General features: G+C 71.2%; 26 protein-coding genes. 11 read left to right on the forward strand and 15 right to left on the reverse strand.

The window, feature by feature from the left end:
• Positions 1-141: 141 nt before the first annotated feature.
• From mnhG to mbhE, 7 genes are read right to left on the reverse strand one after another with little or no spacing between them, the layout of a single operon-like run.
• Positions 142-489: a monovalent cation/H(+) antiporter subunit G gene (gene mnhG / locus BJ969_RS24380; RefSeq protein ID WP_184482491.1), complete on the reverse strand. Its 348-nt coding sequence runs from the start codon at positions 487-489 to the stop codon at positions 142-144.
• On the reverse strand, positions 486-752 hold the full coding sequence (locus tag BJ969_RS24385; protein WP_184482494.1) for an MrpF/PhaF family protein: 267 nt from the start codon (positions 750-752) through the stop codon (positions 486-488). The genes mnhG and BJ969_RS24385 overlap by 4 nt, the downstream gene beginning before the upstream one ends.
• Positions 752-1,315, reverse strand: coding sequence for a Na+/H+ antiporter subunit E (locus BJ969_RS24390; protein WP_184482497.1), 564 nt, complete (start codon positions 1,313-1,315; stop codon positions 752-754). Before BJ969_RS24390 ends, BJ969_RS24385 begins: the two co-directional genes overlap by 1 nt.
• Complete coding sequence (locus tag BJ969_RS24395) at positions 1,312-2,841, reverse strand: Na+/H+ antiporter subunit D (RefSeq protein WP_184482499.1); 1,530 nt, start codon at positions 2,839-2,841, stop codon at positions 1,312-1,314. Before BJ969_RS24395 ends, BJ969_RS24390 begins: the two co-directional genes overlap by 4 nt.
• Complete coding sequence (locus tag BJ969_RS24400) at positions 2,838-3,269, reverse strand: Na(+)/H(+) antiporter subunit C (RefSeq protein ID WP_184482502.1); 432 nt, start codon at positions 3,267-3,269, stop codon at positions 2,838-2,840. The genes BJ969_RS24395 and BJ969_RS24400 overlap by 4 nt, the downstream gene beginning before the upstream one ends.
• The gene (locus BJ969_RS24405) at positions 3,266-3,838 is read right to left on the reverse strand and encodes an MnhB domain-containing protein (protein WP_184482505.1); all 573 of its coding nucleotides are present in this window, start codon (positions 3,836-3,838) and stop codon (positions 3,266-3,268) included. The genes BJ969_RS24400 and BJ969_RS24405 overlap by 4 nt, the downstream gene beginning before the upstream one ends.
• Entirely contained in the window at positions 3,835-6,219 is a 2,385-nt protein-coding gene (gene mbhE / locus BJ969_RS24410; RefSeq protein WP_184485747.1) for a hydrogen gas-evolving membrane-bound hydrogenase subunit E, read from the reverse strand. The genes BJ969_RS24405 and mbhE overlap by 4 nt, the downstream gene beginning before the upstream one ends.
• A gap of 493 nt (positions 6,220-6,712) precedes the next feature.
• Here mbhE and BJ969_RS24415 point away from each other — a divergent pair, with 493 nt between their 5' ends.
• The 5 genes from BJ969_RS24415 to BJ969_RS24435 all read left to right on the forward strand — a co-directional run bounded on the left by BJ969_RS24415 (position 6,713) and on the right by BJ969_RS24435 (position 12,542).
• On the forward strand, positions 6,713-8,410 hold the full coding sequence (locus tag BJ969_RS24415; RefSeq protein ID WP_343071585.1) for a serine/threonine-protein kinase: 1,698 nt from the start codon (positions 6,713-6,715) through the stop codon (positions 8,408-8,410).
• An 87-nt stretch (positions 8,411-8,497) separates the two neighbouring features.
• Entirely contained in the window at positions 8,498-9,307 is an 810-nt protein-coding gene (locus tag BJ969_RS24420; protein WP_184482512.1) for a purine-nucleoside phosphorylase, read from the forward strand.
• A 338-nt stretch (positions 9,308-9,645) separates the two neighbouring features.
• On the forward strand, positions 9,646-11,316 hold the full coding sequence (locus tag BJ969_RS24425; protein WP_184482515.1) for a phosphohexomutase domain-containing protein: 1,671 nt from the start codon (positions 9,646-9,648) through the stop codon (positions 11,314-11,316).
• 55 nt (positions 11,317-11,371) lie between these two features.
• Positions 11,372-11,824, forward strand: a complete 453-nt coding sequence (locus BJ969_RS24430) for a flavodoxin family protein (protein WP_184482518.1) — start codon at positions 11,372-11,374, stop codon at positions 11,822-11,824.
• A gap of 379 nt (positions 11,825-12,203) precedes the next feature.
• Complete coding sequence (locus tag BJ969_RS24435) at positions 12,204-12,542, forward strand: hypothetical protein (RefSeq protein ID WP_184482521.1); 339 nt, start codon at positions 12,204-12,206, stop codon at positions 12,540-12,542.
• 61 nt (positions 12,543-12,603) lie between these two features.
• Here BJ969_RS24435 and BJ969_RS24440 read toward each other — a convergent pair whose 3' ends face one another.
• The 4 genes from BJ969_RS24440 to upp form a co-directional block, all read right to left on the reverse strand.
• Complete coding sequence (locus BJ969_RS24440; RefSeq protein ID WP_184482524.1) at positions 12,604-13,746, reverse strand: glycosyltransferase; 1,143 nt, start codon at positions 13,744-13,746, stop codon at positions 12,604-12,606.
• A 133-nt stretch (positions 13,747-13,879) separates the two neighbouring features.
• On the reverse strand, positions 13,880-14,260 hold the full coding sequence (locus tag BJ969_RS24445) for a Fic family protein (protein WP_184482527.1): 381 nt from the start codon (positions 14,258-14,260) through the stop codon (positions 13,880-13,882).
• Between the two features lie 14 nt (positions 14,261-14,274).
• Positions 14,275-14,481, reverse strand: coding sequence for a ribbon-helix-helix domain-containing protein (locus BJ969_RS24450; protein WP_184482531.1), 207 nt, complete (start codon positions 14,479-14,481; stop codon positions 14,275-14,277).
• Positions 14,482-14,556: 75 nt separating this feature from the next.
• Positions 14,557-15,180, reverse strand: a complete 624-nt coding sequence (gene upp / locus BJ969_RS24455) for a uracil phosphoribosyltransferase (protein WP_184482534.1) — start codon at positions 15,178-15,180, stop codon at positions 14,557-14,559.
• A gap of 254 nt (positions 15,181-15,434) precedes the next feature.
• Between upp and BJ969_RS24460 the strand changes: the two genes are divergently transcribed.
• The 4 genes from BJ969_RS24460 (at position 15,435) to BJ969_RS24475 (ending at position 20,207) form a co-directional block, all read left to right on the forward strand.
• On the forward strand, positions 15,435-16,568 hold the full coding sequence (locus BJ969_RS24460; RefSeq protein ID WP_184482538.1) for a glutathione-independent formaldehyde dehydrogenase: 1,134 nt from the start codon (positions 15,435-15,437) through the stop codon (positions 16,566-16,568).
• Between the two features lie 342 nt (positions 16,569-16,910).
• Complete coding sequence (deoC, locus tag BJ969_RS24465) at positions 16,911-17,903, forward strand: deoxyribose-phosphate aldolase (protein ID WP_184482540.1); 993 nt, start codon at positions 16,911-16,913, stop codon at positions 17,901-17,903.
• Complete coding sequence (locus BJ969_RS24470; RefSeq protein ID WP_184482543.1) at positions 17,900-19,333, forward strand: aldehyde dehydrogenase family protein; 1,434 nt, start codon at positions 17,900-17,902, stop codon at positions 19,331-19,333. Before deoC ends, BJ969_RS24470 begins: the two co-directional genes overlap by 4 nt.
• Positions 19,323-20,207, forward strand: a complete 885-nt coding sequence (locus tag BJ969_RS24475) for an aldehyde dehydrogenase family protein (RefSeq protein ID WP_221315932.1) — start codon at positions 19,323-19,325, stop codon at positions 20,205-20,207. The genes BJ969_RS24470 and BJ969_RS24475 overlap by 11 nt, the downstream gene beginning before the upstream one ends.
• Positions 20,208-20,327: 120 nt before the next feature.
• Here the strand turns inward: BJ969_RS24475 and BJ969_RS24480 are convergent, their stop codons facing one another.
• From BJ969_RS24480 to BJ969_RS24490, 3 genes are all read right to left on the reverse strand, one after another.
• The gene (locus BJ969_RS24480) at positions 20,328-20,933 is read right to left on the reverse strand and encodes an HAAS signaling domain-containing protein (RefSeq protein ID WP_184482546.1); all 606 of its coding nucleotides are present in this window, start codon (positions 20,931-20,933) and stop codon (positions 20,328-20,330) included.
• Positions 20,930-21,283 (reverse strand): helix-turn-helix transcriptional regulator, encoded by a 354-nt coding sequence (locus tag BJ969_RS24485; protein WP_184482549.1) that lies wholly within the window; start codon positions 21,281-21,283, stop codon positions 20,930-20,932. Before BJ969_RS24485 ends, BJ969_RS24480 begins: the two co-directional genes overlap by 4 nt.
• 172 nt (positions 21,284-21,455) lie before the next feature.
• Positions 21,456-22,007, reverse strand: coding sequence for an SMI1/KNR4 family protein (locus tag BJ969_RS24490; RefSeq protein WP_266092632.1), 552 nt, complete (start codon positions 22,005-22,007; stop codon positions 21,456-21,458).
• A gap of 238 nt (positions 22,008-22,245) precedes the next feature.
• On the opposite strand from BJ969_RS24490, the gene BJ969_RS24495 reads away from it, so the two are divergent.
• Positions 22,246-23,472 carry a primosomal protein gene (locus tag BJ969_RS24495; RefSeq protein WP_184482592.1) on the forward strand — a complete coding sequence of 409 codons (1,227 nt, stop codon included), beginning with the start codon at positions 22,246-22,248 and terminating at the stop codon, positions 23,470-23,472.
• Between the two features lie 66 nt (positions 23,473-23,538).
• On the opposite strand, the gene BJ969_RS24500 is transcribed toward BJ969_RS24495, so the two are convergent.
• Complete coding sequence (locus BJ969_RS24500) at positions 23,539-24,627, reverse strand: adenosine deaminase (RefSeq protein WP_184482595.1); 1,089 nt, start codon at positions 24,625-24,627, stop codon at positions 23,539-23,541.
• 287 nt (positions 24,628-24,914) lie between these two features.
• Here BJ969_RS24500 and BJ969_RS24505 point away from each other — a divergent pair, with 287 nt between their 5' ends.
• Positions 24,915-26,120 carry a hypothetical protein gene (locus BJ969_RS24505; protein ID WP_184482597.1) on the forward strand — a complete coding sequence of 402 codons (1,206 nt, stop codon included), beginning with the start codon at positions 24,915-24,917 and terminating at the stop codon, positions 26,118-26,120.
• Positions 26,121-26,170: the final 50 nt, after the last annotated feature.

The raw sequence follows: 26,170 nt of genomic DNA on the forward strand, positions 1-26,170 counted from the left end.
CTCGTTCACTGGGTCCGCCCTGCCAGGAAGGAGGACGCGCGGCGCACCCGCCGAGTTCACCGGAAGTGGGGCGGGCCACAGCCGATCCCCTCGGGGCGCTGTGCCCAGGAACGGTACCGGCGACCGCACCCGGCTCGGCGTTCACCGCCGGTCTTGCTCGCGGCCGATGCGCTCGCCCAGGTCGTCGACGACCAGGTTCTCCCGGCGGATGCTGTCGGTCCGGTACGCCGCGCGCCCCACCAGCTGCGCCAGCACCGGCGCGGTGAGCATCTGGAACAACGCCACCAGCCCCAGCGCCAGCGAGTAGTGGAAGTCCAGCTGCAGGGCCGTGCCGATGAGGATCAGGATCAGCCCGAGCGTCTGCGGTTTGGTCGCGGCCTGCAGCCGCGCGGTGACGTCCGGGAAACTCAGCAACCCGATCGCCCCGAACAGGCAGGACAGCGCGCCCACGATCAGGCAGCAGGCGGAGACCACATCGAGCTGGTTCACCGGTACGGCTCCTTCTTCTCGACGAGGCGGGCCGCGCTGATCGAACCGATGAACGTCAGCAGCGCGAACGCCGCGAGCAGTGCGATGTTGGAACCGTCGCGCAACCAGCCCATGCTCACGCAGGTCCCGGCGACGATCAGCGTCAGCAGCACGTCCAGCGCCACGATGCGGTCCAGCGTCGACGCGCCCAGGATCAGCCTGATCAGCGTCAGCAACCCGGCGATGCACAGCAGCGCGAAGGTCACGACGAACACCACGTCCATCAGGATTCCTCCTTGATGCCCGCGTCCCGCGCGACGCGTCCGACGATCTCGAGCTCGCTCGCGGAACCGACGGCCCGGACGATGCGGCGTTCCAGGCCCAGCACTTCGCGCCGCACCGCGTCCTCGCCCCCGGCCCGCATCCCGAGCGCGTAGACGTAGCAGATGCGGTGCCCGCGGTCGATCTGCATGACGAACTTGCCGGGCGCCAAGGACACGGCGTTGGCGACCATCGCGGTCAGGTGGTCGGAGTCGGTCAGCAGCGTCACCTGCACGATGCCCGCGGTGGTGCGCGGCCCGTGCCGGACCGCCTGCCACGACACGCGCACCGTGGAGATGACCAGGTCCGCGGCGAGGTAGCAGATCAGCCGCAGCAACGGCAGCGGACGCGCCACCATGTGGGTGGTGACCGAGGGCAGCGGGAACATGGTCGTCACGAGCAGGGCCACCACCACGCCGAACACGAGCGTGCCCAGGTCCAGCGTGCCCCACAGCAGGATCCACACCGCGGTCAGCCACAGCACCAGCGGCAGGCGGCGCAGCGTGCGGCGGGCGAATCGGGTCATCGCGCACCTCCCAGCACCGCTTCGCGGTAGGTCTCGCCGTGCATCAGGTCGTCCGCGGCCCGCTCGCTGACCCCGGCCAGCGGCCCGGCGAACAGGGCGATCACGACGCTCGCGGTGACCAGCACCCCGGTGGCGGCGACCATCGGGCGGGTCGAGTTGCCGGTACCGACGACCAGCTCGTCGTCGGGGTCCGGGTCGGGTTCCGGCGCGCGGACCTGGCCCCAGAACGCCCGCGTCCACACCCGCGCCATCGCGTACAGGGTGAGCAGGCTGGTGAACACCACGCCGCCGGTCACCGCGTACGCCGGCCAGGTCCCGGCGCCCGCACCGGCCTGCAGCAGCGCCAGCTTCGCCACGAACCCGGAGAACGGGGGCACCCCGGCGAGGCTCAGCGCGGGCAGCGCGAACAGCACGGCGATCATCGGCGCGGCCTTCGCCAGCCCGCCCATCCGGCTCAGCGCCACCGTGCCGGTGTGCCGGGTGATCAGACCGCTGACCAGGAACAGCGTCGCCTGCACCGTGATGTGGTGCACCACGTAGAGGATCACGCCGGTGAGCCCGATGACGTCGTAGACGCCGAGCCCGAACAGCATGTACCCGATGTGGCTGACCAGCAGGAACGACAGCATCCGGTTGAGGTCGTTCTGCGCGAGCGCGCCCAGCGCCCCGACCAGCATGGTGATCAGCGCGATCACCAGCATCAACGTCCACGGCTGTTCGTGGCTGAACACCAGGGTCTGGGTCCGGATCAGCGCGTAGATGCCGACCTTCGTGAGCAGCCCGGCGAACACGGCGGTGACCGGCGCGGGCGCCGTCGGATAGCTGTCGGGCAGCCAGAAGTGCAGCGGCACCATGGCCGCCTTCACACCGAACACGATGACCATCAGCAGGCCCAGCGCCACCTGGAGGCCTTCGGGCAGCAGCGCGACCTTGTCGCCGAGGTCGGCCAGGTTCACCGTCGCGGTCGCCGCGTACACCAGCGCGATCATGGTGATGAACAGCAGCGACGAGGTGAGGCTGACGATCACGTAGGTCATGCCCGCGCGCACCCGGCTGGCCGTGGTGCGCCGCGTGATCAGCACGTACGAGGAGGACAGCATGATCTCGAACGCGACGAACAGGTTGAACAGGTCGCCCGCGAGGTAGGCCAGCGACACCCCGGCGCACAGCACCAGGTACATCGGGTGGAACGTCGTGCTGGCGCGCTCCCGGCCGTAGTCGGTGAGCCGCTGGCCGATCGAGTAGATCAGCACCGCGAAGGTCACCACCGCCGAGACCACGAGCAGCAGCGCGGAGAGCCGGTCGGCGATCAGCGTGATGCCCGCAGGCGCCGCCCAGCCGCCGACCTGCAGCACGACGGGGCCGGTGCGGTCGGTGGCGTAGAGCAGCACGCCGGCGTCGACGATGATCGCCGCGAGCACGACGAGCCCGATGATCCGCTGGAAGTCGGCGAACCGGCCGAGCGCGAGCGACATCCCCGCGGCCGCCAGCGGAAGCAGGACGGGCAGGGCCACGAGGACGGTCACTGAGTGGCCTCCCGTTCGAGTTCCTCTTCTTGGGCCTCGTCCTCGGACTCGGCGAGCCTGCGCTCCAGCCGCCGGATGCGGCGGTCCTCGACGTCGTCGCGGACTTCGTCGTGGCCGAGCAGCACCCACGAGCGGTAGGCGAGCGCGAGCAGGAACGTGGTGAGCGCGAAGGTGATGACGATCGCGGTCAGCGCCATGGCCTGGGGCAAGGGGTCGGTCATCTGCTCCGGTGCCGCGTCACCGAGGATCGGCGCCCGCCCCGGCGGTCCCCCGGCCAGCTGCAGCAGCAGGTTGGCGCCGTGCCCGACGATCACGGTTCCGATCAGGATGCGCATCAGCGAACGCTGCATGAGCAGGTAGAACCCGGCTGAGTAGAGCGCGGCGAGCACCACGGCCATCGTGAAGTTGACGGTGAGGTCGTCGGTCATGCCTGGCCCCTCTCCGCCGCCGCCGCGTCGGCTTCGACGCCGGATCCGAGGGTGCGCAGCAGGTCCAGCACCACTCCGATGATCAGCAGGTACACGCCGATGTCGAGCACGATGCTGGTGACGAACTTGATCTGCCCGAGCAGCGGGACGCCGATCTTGTAGATGGCGCTCTCCAGCAGTTCGTTGCCGAACATCAGCGGGACGAACCCGGTGAGGGTGGCGATGGTGAGGCCGAGCCCGATCAGCACCGGTGGGCGCAGCGAGATGATCGCGCTGTCGTCCATCCGGCCGCCCGCGAGGTAGCGCAGCGCGAACGCCTGCCCGGCGACGAGGCCGCCGCTGAACCCGCCGCCCGCGCGGTCGTGCCCGGCGAACAGCAGGTAGATCGACAGCACCAGCACGGTGGGGAACACGATGCGGGCCGCGAGTTCGAGCAGCATGGCGCGTTCCCGGCCGTCCCGGGGGAAACCGGACAGCAGCCAGCGCTCCCGCGGCGCGTCCCACCCCGTCCACGGCCCGCGGTTGCGCTGGCCGTTCTGGGGAGCGGTGATCCTGGGGTCGGTGGTCATTCCTGCACCTCCTCGTGGCGGTGGCCGTTCCCGCTGAGCACCGCGCCGGGCTTCTCGGCGGACGCCACCGCGGCGGCACCTCGGGTGCTGCGGCGCCTGCGGTCGAACCGGGAGGCCAGCACCAGGCTGGCGACGCCGGTGGCGGCGACGGCGAGCACGGAGATCTCCCCGACGGTGTCGAACGCGCGGAAGTCGACCAGGATCGCGTTCACGACGTTCGTCGCGCCCGCGCCCTTCTCGGACTGCGCGATGAAGTCGGCGCTGACGTCCGGCGGCCGTTGCCGGGCGGCGCTGAACAGCACCGCCGCGAGCGCGATGACCACGCCGCCCGCGACCGACAGGGCCAACTTCGGCCAGCGCAGCGACCGCGCCGCGTCGCCCTTGGTGAAGCGCGTGGGCAGCCGCCGCAGCACGAACACGAACGCGACCATCGTGAGCGTCTCGACCAGGAACTGCGCCAGGGCGACGTCCGGTCCGCCGTCGACGATGAACAGCCCGCCGATGCCGTAGCCGATCACGCCGACGACCAGCACGGCGGTGAGCCGCCGCTTGGCCCGCACCGCCGCGATCGCCGCGATGATCACCAGAACGGCCAGCGGCACTTGCAGCAGGTTGTGGTAAAGCCGCATGTCATCGGGGATGTGCGCGTGGTAGAGCAGCACCGAGCCGGGAACCGCGAGCACGGTGAGCAGGATGATCGCCAGGTACGTCGGCAGCGAACCGACCTGCGTCCGCCCGGTGACGCCGACCGCCGTGCGCTCCAGCAGCGCCATCATCCGCTCGTAGCCGCGTTGCGCGTCGAGCAGCTTCGGCAGCCGGTTGCGCACCGCGGTGAGGCGGGCGCGCGCCGCGTGCGCCCACAACCCGGCGGCCACGGCGAGCACGGAGAACAGCAGCGGCAGCTCGAAGCCGTGCCACAGCTCCAGGTGGGGCGCGTCCGCGCCGGCGCCGAACACCGCCGCGTAGGAACCGGCGAGCTCGTCGGTCAGCGGGTAGCCGACGCCGAGCACCACGCCCGCGAACGCGGGCACCGCGGCGGGCACCAGCAGCAGGGCGTTCGGCGGCTTCGCCGCGGTCGGGTGCACGCCCGGCTTGTCGCCGAACGCGCCCCACAGCAGCCGGGCGCTGTAGGCGACGGTGAACACCGAGCCGAGCACCAGGACGAAGTCGACGAGCAGCCCGCCCCCGCCGGTGCCGAGGAACGCGCCGAACGCGGCCTCCTTGCCGAGGAAGCCCAGCATCGGCGGCAGGCCCGCCATGGAGGCGGCGGCGAGCAGCGCGATGATCGCCAGCGCGGGCATCCGGCGGCCCAGGCCGGACAGCTCCCGCACGTCGCGGGTGCCCGCCTGGTGGTCGACGGCGCCGACCACCAGGAACAGGGTGGCCTTGAACATGCCGTGCGCCAGCAGCATCGCCGCCCCGGCCAGCGCCGCCGCGTAGGTGCCCTGCCCGACGAGCACCATCAGGAACCCGAGCTGGCTGACGGTGCCGTAGGCGAGCAGCTTCTTGAGGTCCGTCTCGTGCAGCGCGCGCCACCCGCCGACGACCATGGTGAACAGGCCGAACACCAACGTCGGCACCCACCACTGCGGCACCCCGACGAACACCGGGCCGAGCCGGGCGACGAGGAAGATGCCCGCTTTGACCATCGAGGCCGCGTGCAGGTAGGCGCTGATCGGGGTGGGCGCGACCATCGCCGTGGGCAGCCAGTTGTGGAACGGCATCTGCGCGGACTTGGTGAGCGCGCCGACGAGGATCAGCGTCGCCGCGACCGCGAGCTGCGCGCCGCCCGGCGGCTCGTCGATGATCTCCGAGATCCGGTAGGTCCCGGCGGCTTCACCCAGGACCACGAAGCCCAGCAGCATCGCCAGCCCGCCCATGGTGGTGATCATGAGCGCCTGCAGCGCCGAACGGCGCGACTCGCGGCTGATGCCCGCCTGCCCGACCAGCAGGAACGAGCAGATCGTGGTCAGTTCCCAGAACACGTACACGGTCAGCAGGTCGTCGGCGAGCACCAGCCCGAACATGGCGCCCGCGAACGCGAGCAGCAGCGGGGCGGAGCGCCGGGCGTCACCGCTGCCCGGCTGGAAGTAGCCGATCGAATAGACCAGCACCAGCACGCCGATGCCCGCGACGAGCAGCGTCATCAGCAGCGCGAGCGCGTCGAGCCGGAAGGTGAACTCCAGGCCGAGCAGCGGCGCCCACGGGATCTGCTCCACGACGGCGTCCCCGCTGAGCACCGAACCGGAGCGCGCCAGCACCCAGGTCAGGGCCGCGGCGGGGGGCACGGCGGCGATCGCGAATGCCGCGCGCGTGTTGCGCCGGGCTACCGCCGGCAAAGCCAGAGCCACCAGCAGATGGACGAGGACGAACGCGGACAAGGGCACCTCCTCGGCGAGCCGGTGATCAACGACCGTGGACCAGGCGACCCCGTGGAATTGTTCGTCACTCACGCTGCGCCCACCATCGCGCGACCCCACCGACGAGCTGATGGGGCCTCCAGGACACTCTCGACGGCCCGCCCGAAGGCGGATGCCGAGTGGTGCGTGACGGGGTCGCCGAACGGTTTGCTCCCGCTGGCGGTGGTCCCGGCCGCGCCCAACTTATCCGAATCGCCCCGTCCGGCCATAATCCCGAGCCGCGGCGCCCGCTCGCGGACGAAGCCCGTCCGGAGGGGTTTTTCGTTGCGACGAAATAATCTTGGACACCTGCGGTGGCCACGGGGCGGAACCGCCCGCGTGGGAAACTTCACTACCGGTAACACCGCTACCCTGCTCACCGGGCCCTTTCGATCACGCTGAGTGATACGTGCTGTTGGTCGACGAAGGGCCGGGTTTCGACCGAGCACGACGGCGCTGGATGGAGAATGAGCGCGTGCCCACCACTGAGGAAGAGACCTCCGCAGGCGCGGATCGGCTGATCGCCGACCGGTACCGGCTGGAACAGCGCATCGGCGGCGGCGCCATGGGCATCGTGTGGGCCGGCACCGATGAACTGCTGCGCAGGCCGGTCGCCGTGAAAGAGGTCCTGCTGCCCAAGGGCATGCCCGAGGGCGAGGCCGCCGAACTCCGCGAACGCGCCCTGCGGGAAGCGCGGGCCATCGCGCTGGTCACCCATCCGAACGTGGTGACGCTCTACGACGTGGCCCGGCACGAGGGCGAACCGTTCGTCGTGATGGAGCTGGTGCCCTCGCAGAGCCTCGCGGCGGTGCTCAGCGAACACGGGGCGCTCGGCGACCCGCAGCTCGCGCTGGTCGCCGACGGCGTCGCCGCCGCGCTCGACGCCGCGCACCGGGCCGGGATCGTGCACCGGGACGTGAAACCCGGCAACGTGCTCATCGGCGACGACGGCCGGATCAAGCTCAGCGACTTCGGCATCTCGCGCAACGTCTCCGAGCACACCATCACCAGCACCGGGATCATGCTGGGCACTCCCGCGTTCATCGCGCCCGAGATCGCGTCCGGGGAGGCCGTCACCGACGCCGCCGACCTGTGGGGCCTCGGCGCGACCCTGTTCGCCGCGTCCGAGGGCGCGGCGCCCTACGGCACCGACGACGATCCGCTGGCGACGATCACCTCCGTGGTGCGCGGCCCGGTGCCCGCCGCCCACCGGGTCGGCCCGATCGCGGAGATCATCGCGAGCCTGATGATCAAGGACCCGGCGCAGCGGATGTCGGCGCAGGAGGTGCGCAGGCAGGTGCAGGGCCTGCTGCCGCCGTCCGGTTCCCGCCCGTTCGAGATGCTGCTCGACCCGGACGCCCCGACGGTGCGGGTGCGCAAACCCGCGAGCACCGCGCGCAGCAGCACCGAAGCGCAGGCCGAGCAGGAGCCGGCGCAGCTGGCCGCCGACCCGGGGCCGTTGCCGTTCATGCTGACCGATCCGCCGCCCGCGCCGCGCAAGCGCTTCCGCTGGGCAGCGGTGGCGCTGGTGCTGGCGGCCGTCGTGCTGTTCGCCGGGTCCGCCGCCGGCGGATTCGCGGCGACCCGCGTGCTCGCCGGACGCGACGTGCTGCCGCAGCTCGACCGCCCCGCGCCCGTCAACCCCACCACGCCCCGGCTGGCCCGCTACGTCGACGAGGCCGACCGCACCGAGGACGGCCGCGGCTCCTTCGAGGTCACCGCACCGGAGGGCTGGTCGTCGTTCCGCGGCAGCCGCAACCAGCCCACCGAGAGCATGATCGTGTACCTGGTGTCGCCGGACGGGGCCTCCGAGGTCGCCGTCGAACGGTTCCAGGACTACTACGGCGACGGCTACACCTCGCAGGACTACGTCGACGTGCTCGAGCAGCGCTCCGCAGGCCAGCACGGCCGGTTCTCCTTGGAAGTGGACGAAGCGTCCGGCGCCGTCGAGAGCACCAGCGGGGAAGCGGACCGTCACCTGCGCTACACCAGCAGCCAGGGCGGACTGATCGGCCCGGCGTCGACGGCCGAAGGACGCGTCACCACCTCGCAGGTGATGCCGCGCGGCGGTGACCTGTGGGTGCTGCGCGTGACCAGCCCCGGTGATCGGCCCGCCGACAACGACGAACTGTTCACCACCGCGCTCAACAGCTTCCGGCTCACCGGGGCCTGAGCGCGGCGAGCGGTGCGGGAAAGACGGCGATCCCGGGTTGCTCCGGCCACCCACCCGGCGGCCGGGAGATGACTACGCTGGTCGATCGTGACGTCTTCTTCGACCTCTGATCCGTTCGCCACCGCCAGCGCCGCCGCGGCCGCTCTCGCCGAGAGCACCGGAGCGGCCCACCACGACCTGGCCGTCGTGCTGGGCTCCGGCTGGCGACCCGCAGCCGAAGAGATCGGCAGCCCCGGCGCCGAAGTGACCATGTCCGACCTGCCCGGTTTCGAACCGCCGAGCGCGAGCGGGCACAGCGGGCGGATCTGGTCGGTGCCCGTCGCGGGCAAGCAGGTGCTGGTGTTCCTGGGCCGCACCCACCTCTACGAGGGCAAGAGCATGGACTCGGTCGTGCACGGCGTGCGCACCGCGGTCGCCGCCGGATGCCGGACGGTGGTGCTCACCAACGCCGCCGGCGGCCTGCGCGAAGGCATGTCCGTGGGGCAGCCGGTGCTGATCAGCGACCACGTGAACCTCACCGCCCGCTCCCCGCTGGTCGGCCCGCACTTCGTGGACCTCACCGACCTGTACTCGCCGCGGCTGCGCGGGATCGCCCGCGAGATCGACGAGTCGCTGGAAGAAGGCGTGTACGCCGGGCTGCCCGGACCGCACTTCGAGACCCCGGCGGAGATCCGCATGCTGCGCGGCAACGGAGTGGACCTGGTCGGCATGTCGACCGTCGCGGAGGCCATCGCCGCGCGAGCCGCGGGCGCGGAGGTGTTCGGGCTGTCGCTGGTGACGAACCTGGCCGCCGGGTTGTCCGGTCAGCCGTTGAACCACCAGGAAGTGCTCGACGCCGGGCAGGAAGCAGCGGGCCGGATGGGCAAACTCCTCCACGCGTTGGTCGAACGGTCTTGAGAGTGCCCGCCCGGTTGGTTTGGGCGTGTGGTCGGGTGGCGGAACCTCAGTGCCTTCCTCGCTGCGGGATCTTTTTCCCGAGTGGCTCCGCCACGATGGAAAAAGCTGTCCTCGCGAGGAAGGCACTGAGAACCCGCGGGTGGTCGGCTCTTTGACGTGGGCTATGTGCTTCGCACATCCAGGCACGGCCTGCAGCCGCAAGGCAGGCGTGGCTTCGCCCGCCCAGAGCGCGGCTTCGCCGTAAAGCACGGCTTTGCCGCGGGGCTTTGCTTGGCGGGGTGGTGTTTTGGAATCGCACTTGGGCCGGGTGGCCGGTCCCTATTGGAGGATGTGACGTCGTGGTCACCGGTCAGCATCTTGATCAGGGGTTGGTGGACGCCGCTCGGGACTGGGTCGACGGCGACGTCGACCCGGTGGCTCGGGGCGAGCTCACCGAACTGCTCGACGCCGCCTCCGCCGGGGACTCGGCGGCGGCCGACGAACTCGCCCAGCGCATGTCCGGCCTGCCGACCTTCGGCACGGCCGGCCTGCGCGGCACCGTGCGGGCCGGGGCGAACGGCATGAACCGGGCGGTCGTCGTGCGCACCACCGCCGGAGTCGCGCGCTGGCTGCTCGACCAGGGTCACCGGGGCGGGATCGTCGTGGTGGGCCGGGACGCGCGGCACGGATCGCGGGAGTTCGCCGAAGACACCGCCGGAGTGTTCGCGGCGGCCGGGTTCGACGTCCGCGTGCTGCCCGAGCCGCTGCCCACCCCGGTGCTCGCGCACGCGGCCCGCGCGCTCGACGCCGTCGCCGGAGTGCAGATCACCGCCTCGCACAACCCGCCGCAGGACAACGGCTACAAGCTGTACCTGACGGGCGGCACCCAGCTGATCGGCCCCGCCGACACCGAGATCGAACAGCACATCGCGCGCAGTCCCGCCGCGTCCGCCGTCCCCCGGGCACGGACGTGGTCGGTGCACGAGCGGGCGCTCGCGGACTACCTGGCCCCGGTGGCGGCGCTGCCGCGCGGTACCGCGCGCACCCTGCGGGTGGCCGCGACCGCGCTGCACGGGGTCGGGGCGGGCCCCCTGCAACGTGCGCTGGAGGCGGCGGGCTTCACCGACGTGCACTGGGTGGCCGAGCAGTCCGCGCCGGACCCGGACTTCCCCACTGTCGGCTTCCCGAACCCGGAGGAGCCGGGAGCCACCGACCTGCTGCTGGCGCTGGCCGCGGAGACCTCGGCGGACCTCGCGATCGCACTGGACCCGGACGCGGACCGCTGCGCGCTCGGCATCCGGGACCGGGACGGCTGGCGGATGCTGCGCGGCGACGAGACCGGCGTGCTGCTGGGCGAGCACGTCCTGTCGACGCTGGACCGCTCGGCCGCCCCGGATCCGCTGGTCGCGACCACGATCGTCTCGGCGACCATGCTGCGCTCGATCGCGGACCGCCACGGCGTGCGCTTCGACGAAACGCTCACCGGCTTCAAGTGGCTGGTCCGCTCCGGCGACGGCAGCGGAACGGGGCTGGTCTACGCCTACGAGGAAGCGCTGGGGCACTGCGTCGACCCGGAGCGGGTCCGGGACAAGGACGGCATCTCGGCGGCGGTCCTTGCCTGCGACCTGGCGGCGACGCTCAAGGCGCGTGGACGCGGCCTGCCGGACCTGCTCGACGAGCTCTCCACCGAGCACGGCGTGCACCGCACCGGGCAGGTGTCGGTGCGCGTCACCGACCTCGACGTGATCGCGGAGACGATGCGGCGGCTGCGCGCCGACCCGCCGACCGCGCTGATCGGGACCGAGGTGTCGGTCCAGGACCTGCTGCCGGACACTGACGCGCTGCTGATCACCGGCGCCGGTGGGCTGCGCCTGGTGGTGCGCCCTTCGGGCACCGAACCGAAGCTCAAGTGCTACTTCCAGGTCGTGGAAGCCGCCGAACCCGACCTGGCGACCGCCGAGCAGCGCGCGGACGAACGGCTGGCGCTGCTGCACGCCGCGGTCTCGGTCCTCGTCCGCCCGGACGCCTGAGCCGGGACGCACGCCCCCGTCCCCCTTGCCGCCTCGAGAACAGCGGAGTCGCCCGATGCCCAGGTTGCTGATCGTCCACCACACCCCGTCACCGGGGATGCAAGCCATGTTCGAGCAGGTCGTCGCCGGGGCGACGACCGACGAGATCGAAGGCGTCGAGGTGGTCCGCAAGGCCGCGCTGGCGGCGACCGCCTCCGACGTCCTGGACGCGGACGGTTACCTGCTGGGAACCCCGGCGAACCTCGGCTACATCAGCGGAGCCCTGAAGCACTTCTTCGACACCGTCTACTACCCGTGCCTGGACTCGACCGCGGGTCGCCCGTTCGCGTGCTACGTGCACGGGAACGAAGGCACCGAAGGTGCTGTGCGCGCCATCACGACGATCACCACGGGACTGTCCTGGCGGCAGGTCGCCGAGCCGCTGTGCTTGTCCGGCCAGCCCGACTCGGCGGGCCTGTCCGCGTGCTGGGAACTGGGCGCGACGGTCGCCGCGGGGCTCGCGCCCTGACGTTCGGACGCCGCATTTCCGATCTTGCGCCCGGCCATCGGGACTCCCGTGCGATCTCCGCTCGAACGAGGGCGCGCGCGTGGATTTTCCCACAGCAAAGCCGAAACCGCCCCTGTTGATCTTGATCGAAGATCACCCGGTAAGGTGATCAAGGCCGTCGGGACGCGCACCCGCGCGGCGAACGGGACGCCCTGGATGACGGCCCGCCTTCCCTCAACTGTCGTGTCGAGTTCAGGGCGTCCCCCTCGAAGCGAACCCCGGGCCCGAGCAAGCCGGCGCCGCCGCGCCCGCTGCTCCCGCGAAACCTGCCCTGACGCGGGACAACCGCTCACCATACCGACATTCGACCAGGTCACCGGCTACGCGTTACCCTTTCACGGTGAGTGAGGAAACGATCGAACTCGAACTCGACGACTCCGGCGTCTCCGTTGATCTTCCGAAGCCCGCCCACCCGCGGGACCAGGTCCACGGAGTGCCTTACCGGCCGGTCGAGTTCCGCGACGACGATCTGCCGACCGCATTGGAACGGTCCGCCCGCTGGCTGCGCGAAGCACAGTCCTGGTTGGGCGAGCCCGTAGATGTCATCGCAGTCCACCTGGACTACGACGACCGCAAAGGTGCGCCGTACTACGAATTGAAGTTGCTCTGCAACGAAGAAGACCTGGCCGGCGCACCACTCGCCCTCCGCAAGCATGAAACGGATCACGTCGAAGACTGATCGCTGACGTCATCCGCCCACCGTGTGGCCCGTTCCTCCGGGAGCGGGCCACACTCCGGGGTCAGCTCCCGCTGCGGCGCCCCTTCCAGGACACGGTTCCCCGCAGCACGCGGACCGCGCCGTCGAGCAGCACACCGCCGAACAGCGCTCCGGTGAACGGGGCCAGCGGCGCCAGCTTCGGCTCGGCCCGCATGTAGCGCGCGGTGTGCGCGTGCGCGACGCCCTGCGCCGTCCAGCCGAGCGCGCCGAGCGCCGCCAGCAGCGGCCGGCGGCGGCGAACCCCGACGGCGACCGCGGCGGGCGCCGCCAGCGACAGCGCGATCTGCCCCAGCCCGCCGCCCAGCAGCACCGGCACCGACTGCCGGGTGCCCGCCACGAAGCTCTTCCGGAACGACGCCCAGCCCTGCGAGAACGGGTCCATGCCGGTGGTCGTCACGTGATCGAGCCCGTCCACCATGCGGGTCACGCCACCGTGGTCGCGCACCGACGTGGCGATCGCGATGTCCTCGTTGCGCAGCGCGGCCAGCGAACTCCAGCCGCCGATCTTCTCGTAGTGCGAACGGCGCAGCAGGATGCAGTGCCCGATCGCGAACGCCTTGCTGCCGCGACCGTCCGGGGCGGCGTTCTCCCCGATCATCTGCAGTCCCGGCGGCATCAGCAGCGGCCAGGCCGCCGAGCGGTCGGCCGGGGGCCCGCCGGGCGTGGAGACGAGGTCGGCGTCGACCGCGTCGGCCGTGGCCAGCAGCCGCGACAGCAGGTCGGGGGCGAGCACCGTGTCCGCGTCGACGAACAACAGCCACTCCCCCGCTCCCGGCGGCCCGGCGGCTTCGACGCCGACGTGCATCGCGTGCACCTTGCCCGCCCAGCCGGGCGGCGGACCGTCGACCCGCACGACCCGCACCCGATCGTCGACCGCCGCGTGGGCGCGGGCGATGTCGCCGGTGCCGTCGGTGGAGCCGTCGTCGACCAGCACCACGCGCAGCGCGGACGGGTCGCCGTCTCCGTAGGTCTGGGAGCGGATGCCGCGCAGGCAGTCGTCGAGGACGGCGGCCTCGTTGCGCGCGGGGACGACGACGGTGACCGCGGCCGGGATGACGCTGCGGGGCGGAGCCTCGTGCAGCGGTACGAGCGATCGGACCTGGCGCACCGTGCGGAGGCTGCGATAGCTCGCCCCCGCGACCGCGCCACCGAGTAGAGCGGTCACGACGGCGGTTCTACGTGGAGCCACCACCCCAGCCTGCCACGAAACGGGCGAAACACCTGAGATCGCCCACGCGAACACCTCGGGAACTTCACGAGTCCGGCCGCGGTCGACGTTCCCGCGCCGACGGCGGGGTTCAGCCCTTGGGCTTGGCGGAACGTTCCAGGAAGTCCGCGACCTCGGCGATCTCCCGCCGGTCCCGGCCGACTTCGCGGACCAGGGTGAGCGCTTCGTCCTCGTCGGCCTCGATCCACCAGCCGTTGACGTCGCACATGGCGACCGCGGCGATCCAGCCGAGGCGCCAGTTGCCCTCCAGCAGCGGCCGGGTGCGCACCAGGGAGTCCAGCAGGGCGGCCGCTTTCAGCCACAACGTCTCGTAGGCGGGCACTCCGAGCACCTCGGCGCGCGGCCGGTACGCGGCCGAATCGAGCAGGCCGCTGTCCCGCACGACCAGGTCACCTCGCGTGACGGCGGTCGCGAGCAGCAGCAGATCGGAAGCGTCGAGGTATACGAGCACCGATCAATAATCGATCATGCGGGTCCGAGTTTGTCCAGCAATCCCCGGTAATGCGGCAGCACCCGCTGCATCACCTCGCCGAGCTGCTGGTCCTTGCACTGCCGGGCCCACCGTTCGGCGAGCGCGGAGCGCACGATCTCCTGCTTCGAGCGACCTTCGGCGGCGGCGAGCTCCGCCAGCCGATCGCTCTCCTCGTCGGTCAGCCGCAGTGTCATCGCCATGGCCCGGATGGTATCTCGCTGATACCACCCGGACCAAGGTGTCGTTCTGCCTCTTTTCCCAGCGTGGGAGTGGTGCTACACGGCGCCGTACTCGCGGTCCCCGGCGTCGCCGAGACCCGGCACGATGAAGCCGGACTCGTTGAGGCGCTCGTCGACGCTGGCCGTCACGACCCGCAGCGGCAGCCCGGATTCCTCCAGGTGCTGGATGCCTTCCGGCGCGGCGAGGGTGCAGATCGCGGTCACGTCGGTGGCACCGCGCTCGACGAGCAGGTGGATCGTGTGCAGCATCGAGCCGCCGGTGGCCAGCATCGGGTCCAGCACCAGCACCGGCAGCCCGGAGAGGTCCTTCGGCAGCGACTCCAGGTACGGCGTCGGCAGCAGCGTCTCCTCGTCGCGGGCGAGCCCGACGAAGCCCATCTGCGCCTCCGGGATCAGCCGGTGCGCCTGGTCGGCCATGCCGAGCCCGGCGCGCAGCACGGGCACCAGCAGCGGCGGGTTCGCCAGCCGGTAACCGGTGGTGCGGGCGACCGGCGTGTGGATCGGCGCTTCGGCGACTTCGGCGTCGCGGGTCGCCTCGTAGATCAGCATGAGGGTGAGTTCTTGCAGCGCTGCCCGGAAGGCGGCGTTCTCCGTGCGCGCGTCGCGCATGGTCGACAGCCTCGACTTCGCCAGCGGGTGGTCCACGACCCGAACGTCCATGGCCGAGCACACTAACCGGCACGGGTCTCGCCCCGAGCAACGGCGACCGCCCGATGTGCGCCACGTCCCGCCGAACCATCCGCGCCCGGACGGCAGCGCTCCGGCCCTCTCCCGCGAACGGCGTACGCCCACTCGAACGAGTGACGGTAGGAGCGCGCGTGCCGGGTAGTCCGGAATCGATGCGCATACCGGCACGTGCGCGTCCGCCCGGCGCGTCCGCGCGCCGGAACCCGTCACCGGCGGAGGTGTTTCCCATGAAGGCAGTGGTCTACCGAGAGCCGTTCGCGGTCGCCGTCGACGAAGTCGACCGTCCGAGCATCCAACATCCCAACGACGTCATCGTGCGCGTCACCTCGACCGCGATCTGCGGTTCCGACCTGCACATGTACGAAGGACGCACCGCCGCCGAACCCGGCATCGTGTTCGGGCACGAGAACCTCGGGATCATCGACGAGGTCGGCGCCGGCGTCGTCGGCCTCAACCGCGGCGACCGCGTGGTGATGCCGTTCAACGTCGCCTGCGGGTTCTGCATGAACTGCATGGCGGGCGACACGGCGTTCTGCCTCACCGTCAACCCCGGCTTCGCGGGCGGCGCCTACGGCTACGTGGCGATGGGGCCCTACACCGGCGGGCAGGCCGAGTACCTGCGGGTGCCGTTCGCCGACTTCAACTGCCTGGTGCTGCCACCGGACTCCAGCAAGGAGACCGACTACGTGCTGCTGGCCGACATCTTCCCCACCGGCTACCACGGCTGCGAACTCGCCCAGGTGTCCCCGGGCGAGACCTGCGTGGTCTACGGAGCGGGCCCCGTCGGGCTGATGGCCGCGTACTCGGCGCTGCTGCGCGGCGCGTCCCGCGTGTTCTGCGTCGACCGCATCCCGGAGCGGCTGGCGAAGGCCGAGCAGATCGGCGCCGTCCCGATCGACTTCAGCGCGGGCGACCCGGTCGAGCAGATCAAGGACCGCACCGAAGGGGTCGGCACCGACAAGGGCATCGACGCCGTCGGCTACCAGGCGCAGACCGGCGACGCGTCCGGCGAGGAACCGGCCGTGGTGCTCAACTCGCTGATCCACACCGTGCGGGCCACCGGGAGGCTCGGCGTGCCGGGCCTGTACGTGCCCGCCGACCCCGGCGGACCGGACGCGAACGCCAAGCAGGGCATGCTGCTGGTGGCGATCGGGAAGATGTTCGAGAAGGGGCAGGTCATCGGCACCGGGCAGTGCAACGTGAAGCGCTACAACCGGCAGCTGCGCGACATGATCACGGCGGGCCGGGCCGCGCCGAGCTTCGTGGTCTCCCACGAGCTGTCGCTGTCCGAGGCCCCCGACGCCTACACCAAGTTCGACCAGCGAATAGAGGGCTACACCAAGGTCGTCCTGCACCCGTGAGCACACGCCTTGTCCGCGAGCTTGTCCTGCGTAGCGGGTCCGGTAGCGGAACCTCAGCGTTCTTCTCGCTGCGGGGTCTTTTTCCCAAGTGGCTCCGCCACGAGGGAAAAAGCCGTCCTCGCGAGAAGGCCGCTGAGAACCCGCCGGTGGTCGGCCTGCTCAAGCCGGTCACTGCTCAGCGGCTCCGCCGCTGACAAGACAAGACGGAACCCGAAGCTCGCACACCCCAAGACAGGCGGTCGGTGGTCGCGCGCTCGGCGACCCGCTGCGCAGGCCCAAGATCCGAACGATCACCCGGGCGAAGGCATCGAGGGTGGGCCGGTGCTGACTTAGACTGCGCGCATGGTCGAACCACTGCCGACGTCGTCGTCGGGTGAGCAGCGCGCGGGCTCGTTGCCGCCTGAGCTCGCCGAGGCCACCAGGGATGAGAGCTCGCTGCGGCGGTTCCTGCACGGCCTGCCCGGAGTGGACCAGGTGGGGCTGGAGCAGCGGGCCGCGGGCCTGGCCACCCGCAGCATCAAGAAGGACGCGAAGACCTGGGCGATCGACGCGGCGATCGGCATGGTCGACCTGACCACGCTGGAAGGCGCCGACACCGAGGGCAAGGTCCGCGCGCTGGCGGCGAAGGCGCGCCGGCCCGACGCCGACCACCCGGACGTGCCTGCGGTCGCCGCGGTGTGCGTCTACCCGGACCTGGCGGCGACGGCCGTCGAGGCGCTGGCCGGGTCCGGCGTGGGCGTCGCGTCCGTCGCGACCGCGTTCCCCTCCGGGCGGTCCTCGCGGCAGGTGAAGCTGCACGAGGTGGAGCTCGCGGTCGCCGCGGGTGCGTCCGACGTGGACATGGTGATCGACCGGGGCGCGTTCCTGTCCGGCCGCTACGGGCAGGTCTTCGAGGAGATCCAGGCGGTGAAGGCGGCGTGCGGCTCCGCGCACCTGAAGGTCATCCTGGAGACCGGCGAGCTCGCCACCTGCGACAACGTCCGGCGGGCGTCGTGGCTGGCGCTGCTGGCCGGGGGCGACTTCATCAAGACCTCCACCGGCAAGGTCTCTCCCGCTGCGACGTTGCCGGTGACGACGCTGATGCTGCAGGCCGTGCGGGAGTGGCGGGACAGCACCGGGCAGCTGCGCGGCGTGAAACCGGCGGGCGGCATCCGGACCACGAAGGACGCGATGCGCTACCTCGTCGCGGTGCACGAGGTGGCCGGGCCGGAGTGGCTGACCCCGGAACTGTTCCGCTTCGGCGCGTCGAGCCTGCTGGGGGATCTGCTGATGCAACGACGAACGCAACGCACCGGCCACTACTCGGCCGCGCACTACGTGGCGGTGGACGCATGAGCTTCTGGGAGTATGCGCCCGCGCCGGAATCGGCGTCCGTGGCGAACCTGCGCGACCGGTACCGGATGTTCGTCGACGGCGAGTTCGTCGACGGCGCGGGCGATCCGCTCACGACGATCAACCCGGCTACCGGCGAACCGCTCGCCGAAGTCGCCACCGCCGCACAGTCCGATGTGGACACCGCGGTCCGGGCGGCGCGACGCGCCTTCGAGCGGACCTGGGGGCCGATGCCCGGCTCCGAACGCGCGAAGTACCTGTTCCGCATCGCCCGGCTCATCCAGGAACGCGGCCGGGAACTGGCCGTGCTGGAGACGCTGGACAACGGCAAGCCCATCAAGGAGGCCCGCGACACCGACATCCCCACCGCCGCGGCGCACTTCTTCCACCACGCGGGTTGGGCCGACAAGCTCGGCTACGCCGGGTACGGCCCCGATCCGCGACCGCTGGGCGTGGCCGCCGGGATCATCCCGTGGAACTTCCCGCTGCTGATGCTGGCGTGGAAGATCGCTCCGGCGCTGGCCTGCGGCAACACGGTCGTGCTCAAGCCCGCCGAGACCACGCCGCTGACGGCGCTGGTGTTCGGCGAGCTGTGCCAGGAGGCCGGGCTGCCCCCGGGCGTGGTGAACATCCTGCCCGGCGCCGGTGACGTGGGCTCCCGGCTCGTCGCGCACCAGGACGTGGACAAGGTCGCGTTCACCGGTTCCACCGCGGTGGGCAAGGAGATCCAGCGCACCCTCGCCGGTACCGGCAGGAAGCTCACGCTGGAGCTCGGTGGCAAGGCCGCGAACATCGTGTTCGACGACGCGCCGCTGGACCAGGCGGTCGAGGGCGTCGTCAACGGCATCTTCTTCAACCAGGGCCAGGTGTGCTGCGCCGGCTCCCGGCTGCTGGTGCAGGAATCCGTCGCCGACGAACTGCTCGGCAAGCTGCGCGCCCGGATGGAGACGTTGCGGGTGGGCGATCCGCTGGACAAGAACACCGATGTCGGAGCCATCAACTCCGCGGAGCAGCTCGCCCGCATCACCGAGCTCGTCGCGGCCGGGGAGGCCGAGGGCGCGTCGCGCTGGAGCAGCTCGTGCCCGCTGCCGGAACGGGGATTCTTCTTCTCCCCCACCGTGTTCGAGCAGGTGCAGCAGTCCATGCGCATCGCGCGGGAGGAGATCTTCGGCCCGGTGCTGTCGGTGCTGACCTTCCGCACCCCGGGCGAGGCGATCAGCAAGGCCGACAACACCCCGTACGGCCTGTCCGCGGGCGTCTGGACGGAGAAGGGCTCCCGCATCCTGTGGGCAGCGCAGCAGCTGCGCGCCGGCGTGGTGTGGGCCAACACGTTCAACCGGTTCGACCCGACCGCGCCGTTCGGCGGCTACCGGGAATCCGGGTTCGGCCGCGAAGGCGGTCGCGCAGGTCTGGAGGCATACCTTGACGTCTGAGCAGCACGAGACCGGCCGGGTCGCGGTGGCCAAGACCTGCAAGCTCTACGTCGGCGGGAAGTTCCCCCGCTCCGAGTCGGGCCGGGTGTACCCGGTGCGCGCGGCCGACGGCGCGCTGCTGGCGAACGCGGCGCTGGCCTCCCGCAAGGACGTGCGGGACGCGGTCGCCGCCGCGCGCGGTGCGTTCCCCGGCTGGTCCGGCGCCACGGCCTACAACCGCGGGCAGGTGCTGTTCCGCATCGCCGAGGTGATGGAGGGCCGCCGCGCCCAGTTCGGCGCGGACGTCGCCGCCGCGGAGGGCCTCGGCGCGGACGAGGCCGCGGCGGTGGTGGACGCCGCGATCGACCGGGTGGTGTGGTTCGCGGGCTGGACGGACAAGATCACCGGAGTGCTGGGCGCGGCGAATCCCGTTGCGGGGCCGTACTTCTCGTTCAGCGTGCCCGAGCCGACCGGCGTCGTCGGCGTGCTCGCCCCGCAGGACTCCTCACTGCTGGGCCTGGTCAGCGTGCTCGCCCCGGTGCTGGCGGCGGGCAACACCGCCGTCGTCGTGACGAGCGCCGAGCGCCCGCTGCCCGCGATCACGCTGTCCGAGGTGCTCGCGACGTCCGACGTGCCGGGCGGCGTGGCGAACCTGCTCACGGGCACGGTCGCGGAACTCGCGCCGCGGCTGGCGTCACACGCCGACGTCAACGCCCTCGACCTCACCGGAGCCCCCGCCGACCTGCGCCCGGAACTGGAACGGGCCGCGGCGGGCACCGTCACGCGCGTGCTCCGCACCGGCCGCGCCGAACCGGACTGGACCGCCGCCCCCGGCCTGGAACGCCTTCGCGCCTTCACCGAGCTCAAAACCGTCTGGCACCCGGTGGGCACCTGACCGCTCGCCGTCGCGCGGCGGCGAAGCGCGGTACTCGCCCGGTGCGGCGTTCGGGCGAGCGCGGCCTGATCAGCACCTCGCGGGCCGCAGCCCGTGCGGCCCGCGAGCCGGGTGCCGCGCTCAGGCCGGAGGGACGACCCGGCCGCGCCGGATCGCGGCGAGCAGCAGCAGGACCGCGCCCGCGAGCAGCACCGCGCCGAGGGTGATCGCCGCCCATCCCGGCAGCTCGAACAGCACCGGCGCCTCGCCGAGCAACCGGTCCACCACGTTCGTCCCCGCGATGGCGAGCAGGCCCGCGACCACCGCACCGGCCAGGTACCAGCGCCTGCCGCGCAGCGCGGTCGCCGAGCGGAACGCCGCGCCGACGGCCACCACGATCAGCAGCAGCATCCACACCGCTCCGACCGCGTCGGCGAGCACGAACGGCACCGGCCCGCGGAAGCCGTCGATGAAGAACTCCAGCCCGAACAAGGTCAGCGCGGCGGTGCCGAGCGCGCCGGCGAGCACGGCGGGCCGGGACAGCTTCGCGGGGTCGCCGTCGAGCTGCGCGGCGACGTGGGCGGCGTACTCGCGCGGGGTGCCGAAGGCCTCGACCGGGTCTTCACCGGATTCGGCGAGGTGCGTGTCCACCTCGGCGAGCACGTCCCCGACACGAGCTCCGGAGATCTCGTGCATCCGCAACGCGATCAGCAGTTCGTCCCGGTACTTCTCGGTCTCGATCGTCATCGCCCCGTCCCCCGTTCGATCACCGAGCTCGCGTTCTTCGCGAACTCCGTCCACTTAGGTCCCTGTTCGGCGAGCACCGCGCGCCCCTGTTCGGTGAGGGCGAAGAACTTGCGGCCGGGGCCGCTCTCCCCCGCCCGCCACTCGGTGCTCAACAGCCCGTCGGCGGCCAGCCGGTTGAGCAGCGGGTACAGCGTTCCCGCTTTCATGTCCGGCAGGCCGGCGTCGGCAAGTCGTTGCAGCAGCAGGTATCCGTAGCCCTCACCGCTCTCGGCGAGCAGCGCCAGGACCGCCAGGTCGAGGACGCCGCGCAGCCATTGGGTCTGCCGCGCGTCGGGCTTCTTCTCAGGCACAACACGAAGGTAGCACCTACTAGTTGGTGACACAAACTAGTAGGTCGACAGCGGGGACGTTCGGACAAAGAGAACCGCCCACCCGGGGCGATCCGAGTGGGCGGCGATTCGAAGAGCTGTCCGCACCGGCGACACCCCGCGCCCCCGACCGGAGCGCGGACCACCGGCGGCGTCAGCGGATCTGCCAGTCCAGCCTGCCGTCTTCGGTGACCGTCGGGTGGCTGTGCCCGGCGGAGGCTCCTTCGGTCAACGACCGGTGCACGTCGGTGAGCATCGCCGAGATGCTGCGCCACTCCGGGCGCTGCACCTGCCCGGCCTCCTGCTCCCACTCCAGCACGCACCCGCGCAGCGGTCCCGGCCGCAGGTCCACCACCAGTTCGTCGGCGAACCCGTCCCCGGCGATGGGAATCCACGCCGGGTGGTAGCTCGACCCCGGCGCGCCCGCGTAGTAGTCGCAGGCGGGCCGTTCCCATTGCGCCGCCCAGGTCTTGCGGTGCCCGCTCCACACTTCCCACGCGCGCTGCGCGCTGTAGGGCGTGTAGAACGGCGGCAGCACATCGGCGAGGACGTCACCGTCGGTGCCGCCGCAGCTGGTCCACCACTCCCGCAGCTCCTCCGGCAACCGGATCTCGAATTCCGTTTCCAGCTCGGCGAAATCCGGCGGCGGGGAAGGCGGAAGCAGGGCCGCTGCGGTCACCGGCGCGTGCTCACCCAACCAAAGCACGATTCTCGTCCACAGCTCCGTGACATCCATTCGAACCATGATCGACGGGGCGGCCGGACGCCGGTACCGCCAACCGTGACCGCGCGCCGCTGCTCACCTCGGACGACCGCTCGAACCCATTCGGTTGCGACGGCTCTCGACAAGGTCGATACGGTAGGCAGCCCGACCGGACGGCAGGCGTGCGTCGGGCAACCCGTAGGCTTCGCGGACGTCTGGTTCGGCGACCGGAGGTAGGAAGATGGCGCAGGACATCGTCCCCATCGAACTGGGGCTTCCGCAAGGTGACGTGGTCACCCTGTGGGCACCGCGATGGCGTGAGGACGGCGAGGACTGGGAGGCCTTCCTCGGCCACGAGGAGGACCTCTACGCGTTCCCCGACGCCGCGAGGCTCGCCGCGTTCGTGCGCACCGCGCACGAGCACGACCTCGACGATCACCCCGCCTGGCACGTGGTGCCCGCTCTGTCCGCGGTCGAGCTGAACCCGGACGAGGACCACCAGTTCGACCTGGTGGGCGTGCCCGAGCTGGTGGCCGACACCCCGGACGTCTGGGCGATCAACGAGCTGCACGACATCGTGGAGATCGCGCGCTCGCTGGCCGACGTGTGCGAACTGGACACGGTGCACGAGGTGCTCGACGCCGCGGACGGCTTCAGCCTGCTCGACCAGGGCACGCTGGTGTTCACCGGCAAGGACGGCCAGAAGCGCTGGTCCGAGCTGTGCGCCGTGGTCGCCGAGCGCTGGGACGAGCTGCTCGACGCGCTCGACTCCGTCGTGAGCACCCCCGAGGTGCCCGCGGACGCCGTGGCCACCGCGGAGACCGAGCTCGCCGAGGCCCTGGAGCACGACGAGGCCGAGCAGACCGACTCCGAATCCGATGTGGACCCGGTGGACGAGGACTCCGAGCCCGGCTTCTGGGGTGAGATCGGCATCGACCCGATCCGGATCATCACCGGCCAGGGCGAGTTCTACTCGCTGCGCTGCTACCTCGACGACGACCCGGTGTTCCTCGGTTCCGACGGGCGCATCGACGTGTTCGGCTCGCCCCGCGCGCTCGCCCGGTTCCTCGCCGAGGGCGAGGCGCTGGAGGACAACGACCTGGCGCGGGTCGCGACCTGGCCGCAGGTGACGCAGCGGGCGACCGGCGGTGAGCTGGAGATCGAGGTCGACCCGGACAACAGCTACGTGCTCACCGGGCTGGACGACGACCTCGCCGCCGGCCCGTCCGAAGTGGACCCGAACCAGCTGGACCTGGCCGAGGAACTGCTGCTGGACGCGGCGACCTGGGCCGACGACAAGACCGTGGACGAGGCGTTGCAGCCCTCGGAGCGGCTCGGCTGGCTGGTGTCGTTCGTGCTGCGCCCGAACCCGAACCGGCTGCCCCCGAGCCCGCCGTTCGACACCGAGGTGGAGGTCTGGCGCGAGCTCGTCGCCCAGTTCGAGGACCAGCGCCTGCGCAAGCACTGACCTCACGACGCGCGAACGGGCCGCCCGATCAGATCGGGCGGCCCGTTGCTCGTTCGTGCCCCGAGATCACCCCATCAGGGTGGCGTACCCGGGCTTGATCGCGTCGTTGATGATCGCCAGGCGGTCGTCGAAGCCCAGGAACGACGACTTCATCGCGTTCACCGTGAACCACTGCATGTCCGCCCAGCCGTAGCCGAACGTCTCGTGCAGCGCGGCGAATTCGCTGGACATCGTGCAGTGGCTCATCAGGCGGTTGTCGGTGTTGACCGTGACGCGGAACCGCAACCGGCTCAGCAGCCCGATCGGGTGCTCGGCGAGCGAGGCCGCGGCCCCGGTCTGCAGGTTCGACGACGGGCACATCTCCAGCGGGATGCGCCGGTCCCGCACGTAGGACGCGAGCCTGCCCAGGTGCACCTCCCCGTCCTCGTCGACCTTGATGTCGTCGACGATCCGCACGCCGTGCCCGAGCCGTTCCGCGCCGCAGTGCTGGATGGCCTCCCAGATGGAGGGCAGCCCGAAGGCCTCACCGGCGTGCACGGTGAAGTGCGCGTTGCGCTGGCGCAGGTACTCGAAGGCGTCGAGGTTCCGAGTGGGCGGGAATCCGGCCTCCGGGCCCGCGATGTCGAAGCCCACCACCTCGGCGTCGCGATAGCGCACGGCCAGTTCCGCGATTTCCGCGGAACGCGCGTTCTGCCGCATCGCGCAGAGAAGTGTTCCGATCCGGATAAGTTTCCCTTGCGATTCCGCACGCCGTTCCCCTTCGCGGAATCCCTCCTGCACGGATTCCACGATCTCCGGCAGGCTCAGCCCGCCTTCCTGGAACAACTCCGGCGCGTAGCGGACCTCGGCGTAGACCACCCCATCGGCCGCCAGGTCCTCGACACATTCGGCGGACACCCGGCGCAGCGCATCGGCGGTCTGCATCACCGCCACGGTGTGCGCGAACGTTTCCAGGTACCGCTCCAGCGATCCGGAATCCGCCGCTTCTCGAAACCACGAACCGAGGGTTTCCGCGTCCTGGTGCGGCAACCCCTCGTATCCGGCGTCAGCGGCCAGGTCGATCACGGTCTGCGGGCGGAGGCCACCGTCGAGGTGGTCGTGCAGCAGGACCTTGGGGGCCAATCGGATCGTGTCCAAGCTCACCGGTGTTGACATGGCACTACGTTACAACCCGGCCACGACGGCTCCGCGCGGGCGGCGAGGGCCGAAAAACCACCCGAATGCACGTCGCCACAGAAGTCACCCGGATAGCCTAAGCGCAACCCCAGCGCCCTATTGACATACAAGAACGCTGGGCTGAACGGCCTAGTGCCCGGCCATCATTCAGAGTGACGCTTCACGGTGCGCTAACTCAATGTATCCGGGGGTGGCTGGGAACGCGGGAAACGACTAGCTACGCTCCATTGGTCCTCCCCTGCCCCTCGACGAAGGACGTCCGAGCCGTGAACGAGAACATGTCCTTCGACCGCATGCGGAACATGCTCACGCGTGCGGCCGAAATCCGCGAGAGCGAGCAGCAGCAGATTTTCGACGCACTCGACGAGATCCACGCCCGGATGTCCCCGCTCGAATCGCTGGGTTCCGTCCGCAAGCGGTTGTCCGAACTCCCCGACCGCACCGAACTCGGCGTGCTGACCGAGCGGGTCGACGAAGCCCTCTCCAAGATCGACGCCCAGGACGGGGTCATCGGTGACGTCAAGCTGGCCGTGGACGGCCTGTTCGACAAGCTCGCCAAGCCCTTCGCCCAGCTCGACGGCCGCCTCGACGGCGTCTCCGGACGCTTCGACGGCGTCGCCGGCCGGATGGACGGGTTGGAGGACAAGCTCGCGCACATCCACAAGCGGCTCGACGAGCTCGGCGGCCACCTCGACAAGCAGGACACCCGGCTGGAAGCCATCCCGGGTTCGGTGACCGGCCAGGTCCGCGAGCGCATCGACGGCCTGGAGACCAGCCTGCGCGGCCGGTTCGCCGAGATCGACGAGGGCGTGCACGAGCACCTCGACGGCACCCGCGAATCCCTGCAGCGCGCGGTCACCGAGACCGGCAGCGGCGTGCAGGGCGCGCTCACCGAAGCCGTCACCGGCAGCCGCGACCAGCTGCAGACCGGTCTCGACGCGCTCGCCGAGCGCCCCGCGGTCGACCCGACCGAGAAGCTCGACAAGCTGGCCGAGCGCCTGGAGCAGCTCACCGAGCGGCTCGACCGCGTCTCCGGCCGGTTGGACAACGTCGAGGACAACGTGCACACCCGCATCGAGGCGGTCGAGCAGGGCGTCAGCACCCGGCTCGACACCGTCGAGGAGGGCGTCAAGTCCGGGCTCGGCGAGCTCGGCGGCACGCTGGCGCAGAACCTGTCGCAGATCAGCGGCACGCTCGCGTCGCGGCCGGACTCCGACGCGGTGGACACGATGGTCCGCCAGGCCAACGAGGAGACCGAGCGGCGCCACGCCGGTCAGCTCGACGAGGCCATGGCCACGTTCGCCGAGCTGATCCTCGGCGGCAGCGGCCCGTCCAGCCCGCCGCCGCCCACCACGCTGCCCCGCCAGCAGCGCGGGCGCGGTCGCTCGAAGAGCGCCAAGCGCGACGGCGACGCCAAGGCGCTGGGTTCGGACGACTCCTCCGACGAGGGTTACGCCGCCGAGAGCGCCTGACCCCGCAGCACCGAGCAGGGCCGCGGTTCCCACCGGGAACCGCGGCCCTG

Source organism: Saccharopolyspora gloriosae (assembly GCF_014203325.1).
GTDB lineage: Bacteria > Actinomycetota > Actinomycetes > Mycobacteriales > Pseudonocardiaceae > Saccharopolyspora_C > Saccharopolyspora_C gloriosae.

Excerpts from the sequence above, each read along its gene's own strand:
- BJ969_RS24480 (WP_184482546.1), bottom strand. The coding sequence starts at position 20,933 with ATGACGATCGAGACCGAGAAGTACCGGGACGAACTGCTGATCGCGTTG.
- BJ969_RS24470 (WP_184482543.1), top strand. The coding sequence starts at position 17,900 with ATGAGCTTCTGGGAGTATGCGCCCGCGCCGGAATCGGCGTCCGTGGCG.
- BJ969_RS24430 (WP_184482518.1), top strand. The coding sequence starts at position 11,372 with ATGCCCAGGTTGCTGATCGTCCACCACACCCCGTCACCGGGGATGCAA.
- BJ969_RS24460 (WP_184482538.1), top strand. The coding sequence starts at position 15,435 with ATGAAGGCAGTGGTCTACCGAGAGCCGTTCGCGGTCGCCGTCGACGAA.
- BJ969_RS24450 (WP_184482531.1), bottom strand. The coding sequence starts at position 14,481 with ATGGCGATGACACTGCGGCTGACCGACGAGGAGAGCGATCGGCTGGCG.
- BJ969_RS24400 (WP_184482502.1), bottom strand. The coding sequence starts at position 3,269 with ATGACCGACGACCTCACCGTCAACTTCACGATGGCCGTGGTGCTCGCC.
- BJ969_RS24385 (WP_184482494.1), bottom strand. The coding sequence starts at position 752 with ATGGACGTGGTGTTCGTCGTGACCTTCGCGCTGCTGTGCATCGCCGGG.
- BJ969_RS24500 (WP_184482595.1), bottom strand. The coding sequence starts at position 24,627 with ATGTCAACACCGGTGAGCTTGGACACGATCCGATTGGCCCCCAAGGTC.
- BJ969_RS24405 (WP_184482505.1), bottom strand. The coding sequence starts at position 3,838 with ATGACCACCGACCCCAGGATCACCGCTCCCCAGAACGGCCAGCGCAAC.
- deoC (WP_184482540.1), top strand. The coding sequence starts at position 16,911 with ATGGTCGAACCACTGCCGACGTCGTCGTCGGGTGAGCAGCGCGCGGGC.
- BJ969_RS24495 (WP_184482592.1), top strand. The coding sequence starts at position 22,246 with ATGGCGCAGGACATCGTCCCCATCGAACTGGGGCTTCCGCAAGGTGAC.
- BJ969_RS24390 (WP_184482497.1), bottom strand. The coding sequence starts at position 1,315 with ATGACCCGATTCGCCCGCCGCACGCTGCGCCGCCTGCCGCTGGTGCTG.
- upp (WP_184482534.1), bottom strand. The coding sequence starts at position 15,180 with ATGGACGTTCGGGTCGTGGACCACCCGCTGGCGAAGTCGAGGCTGTCG.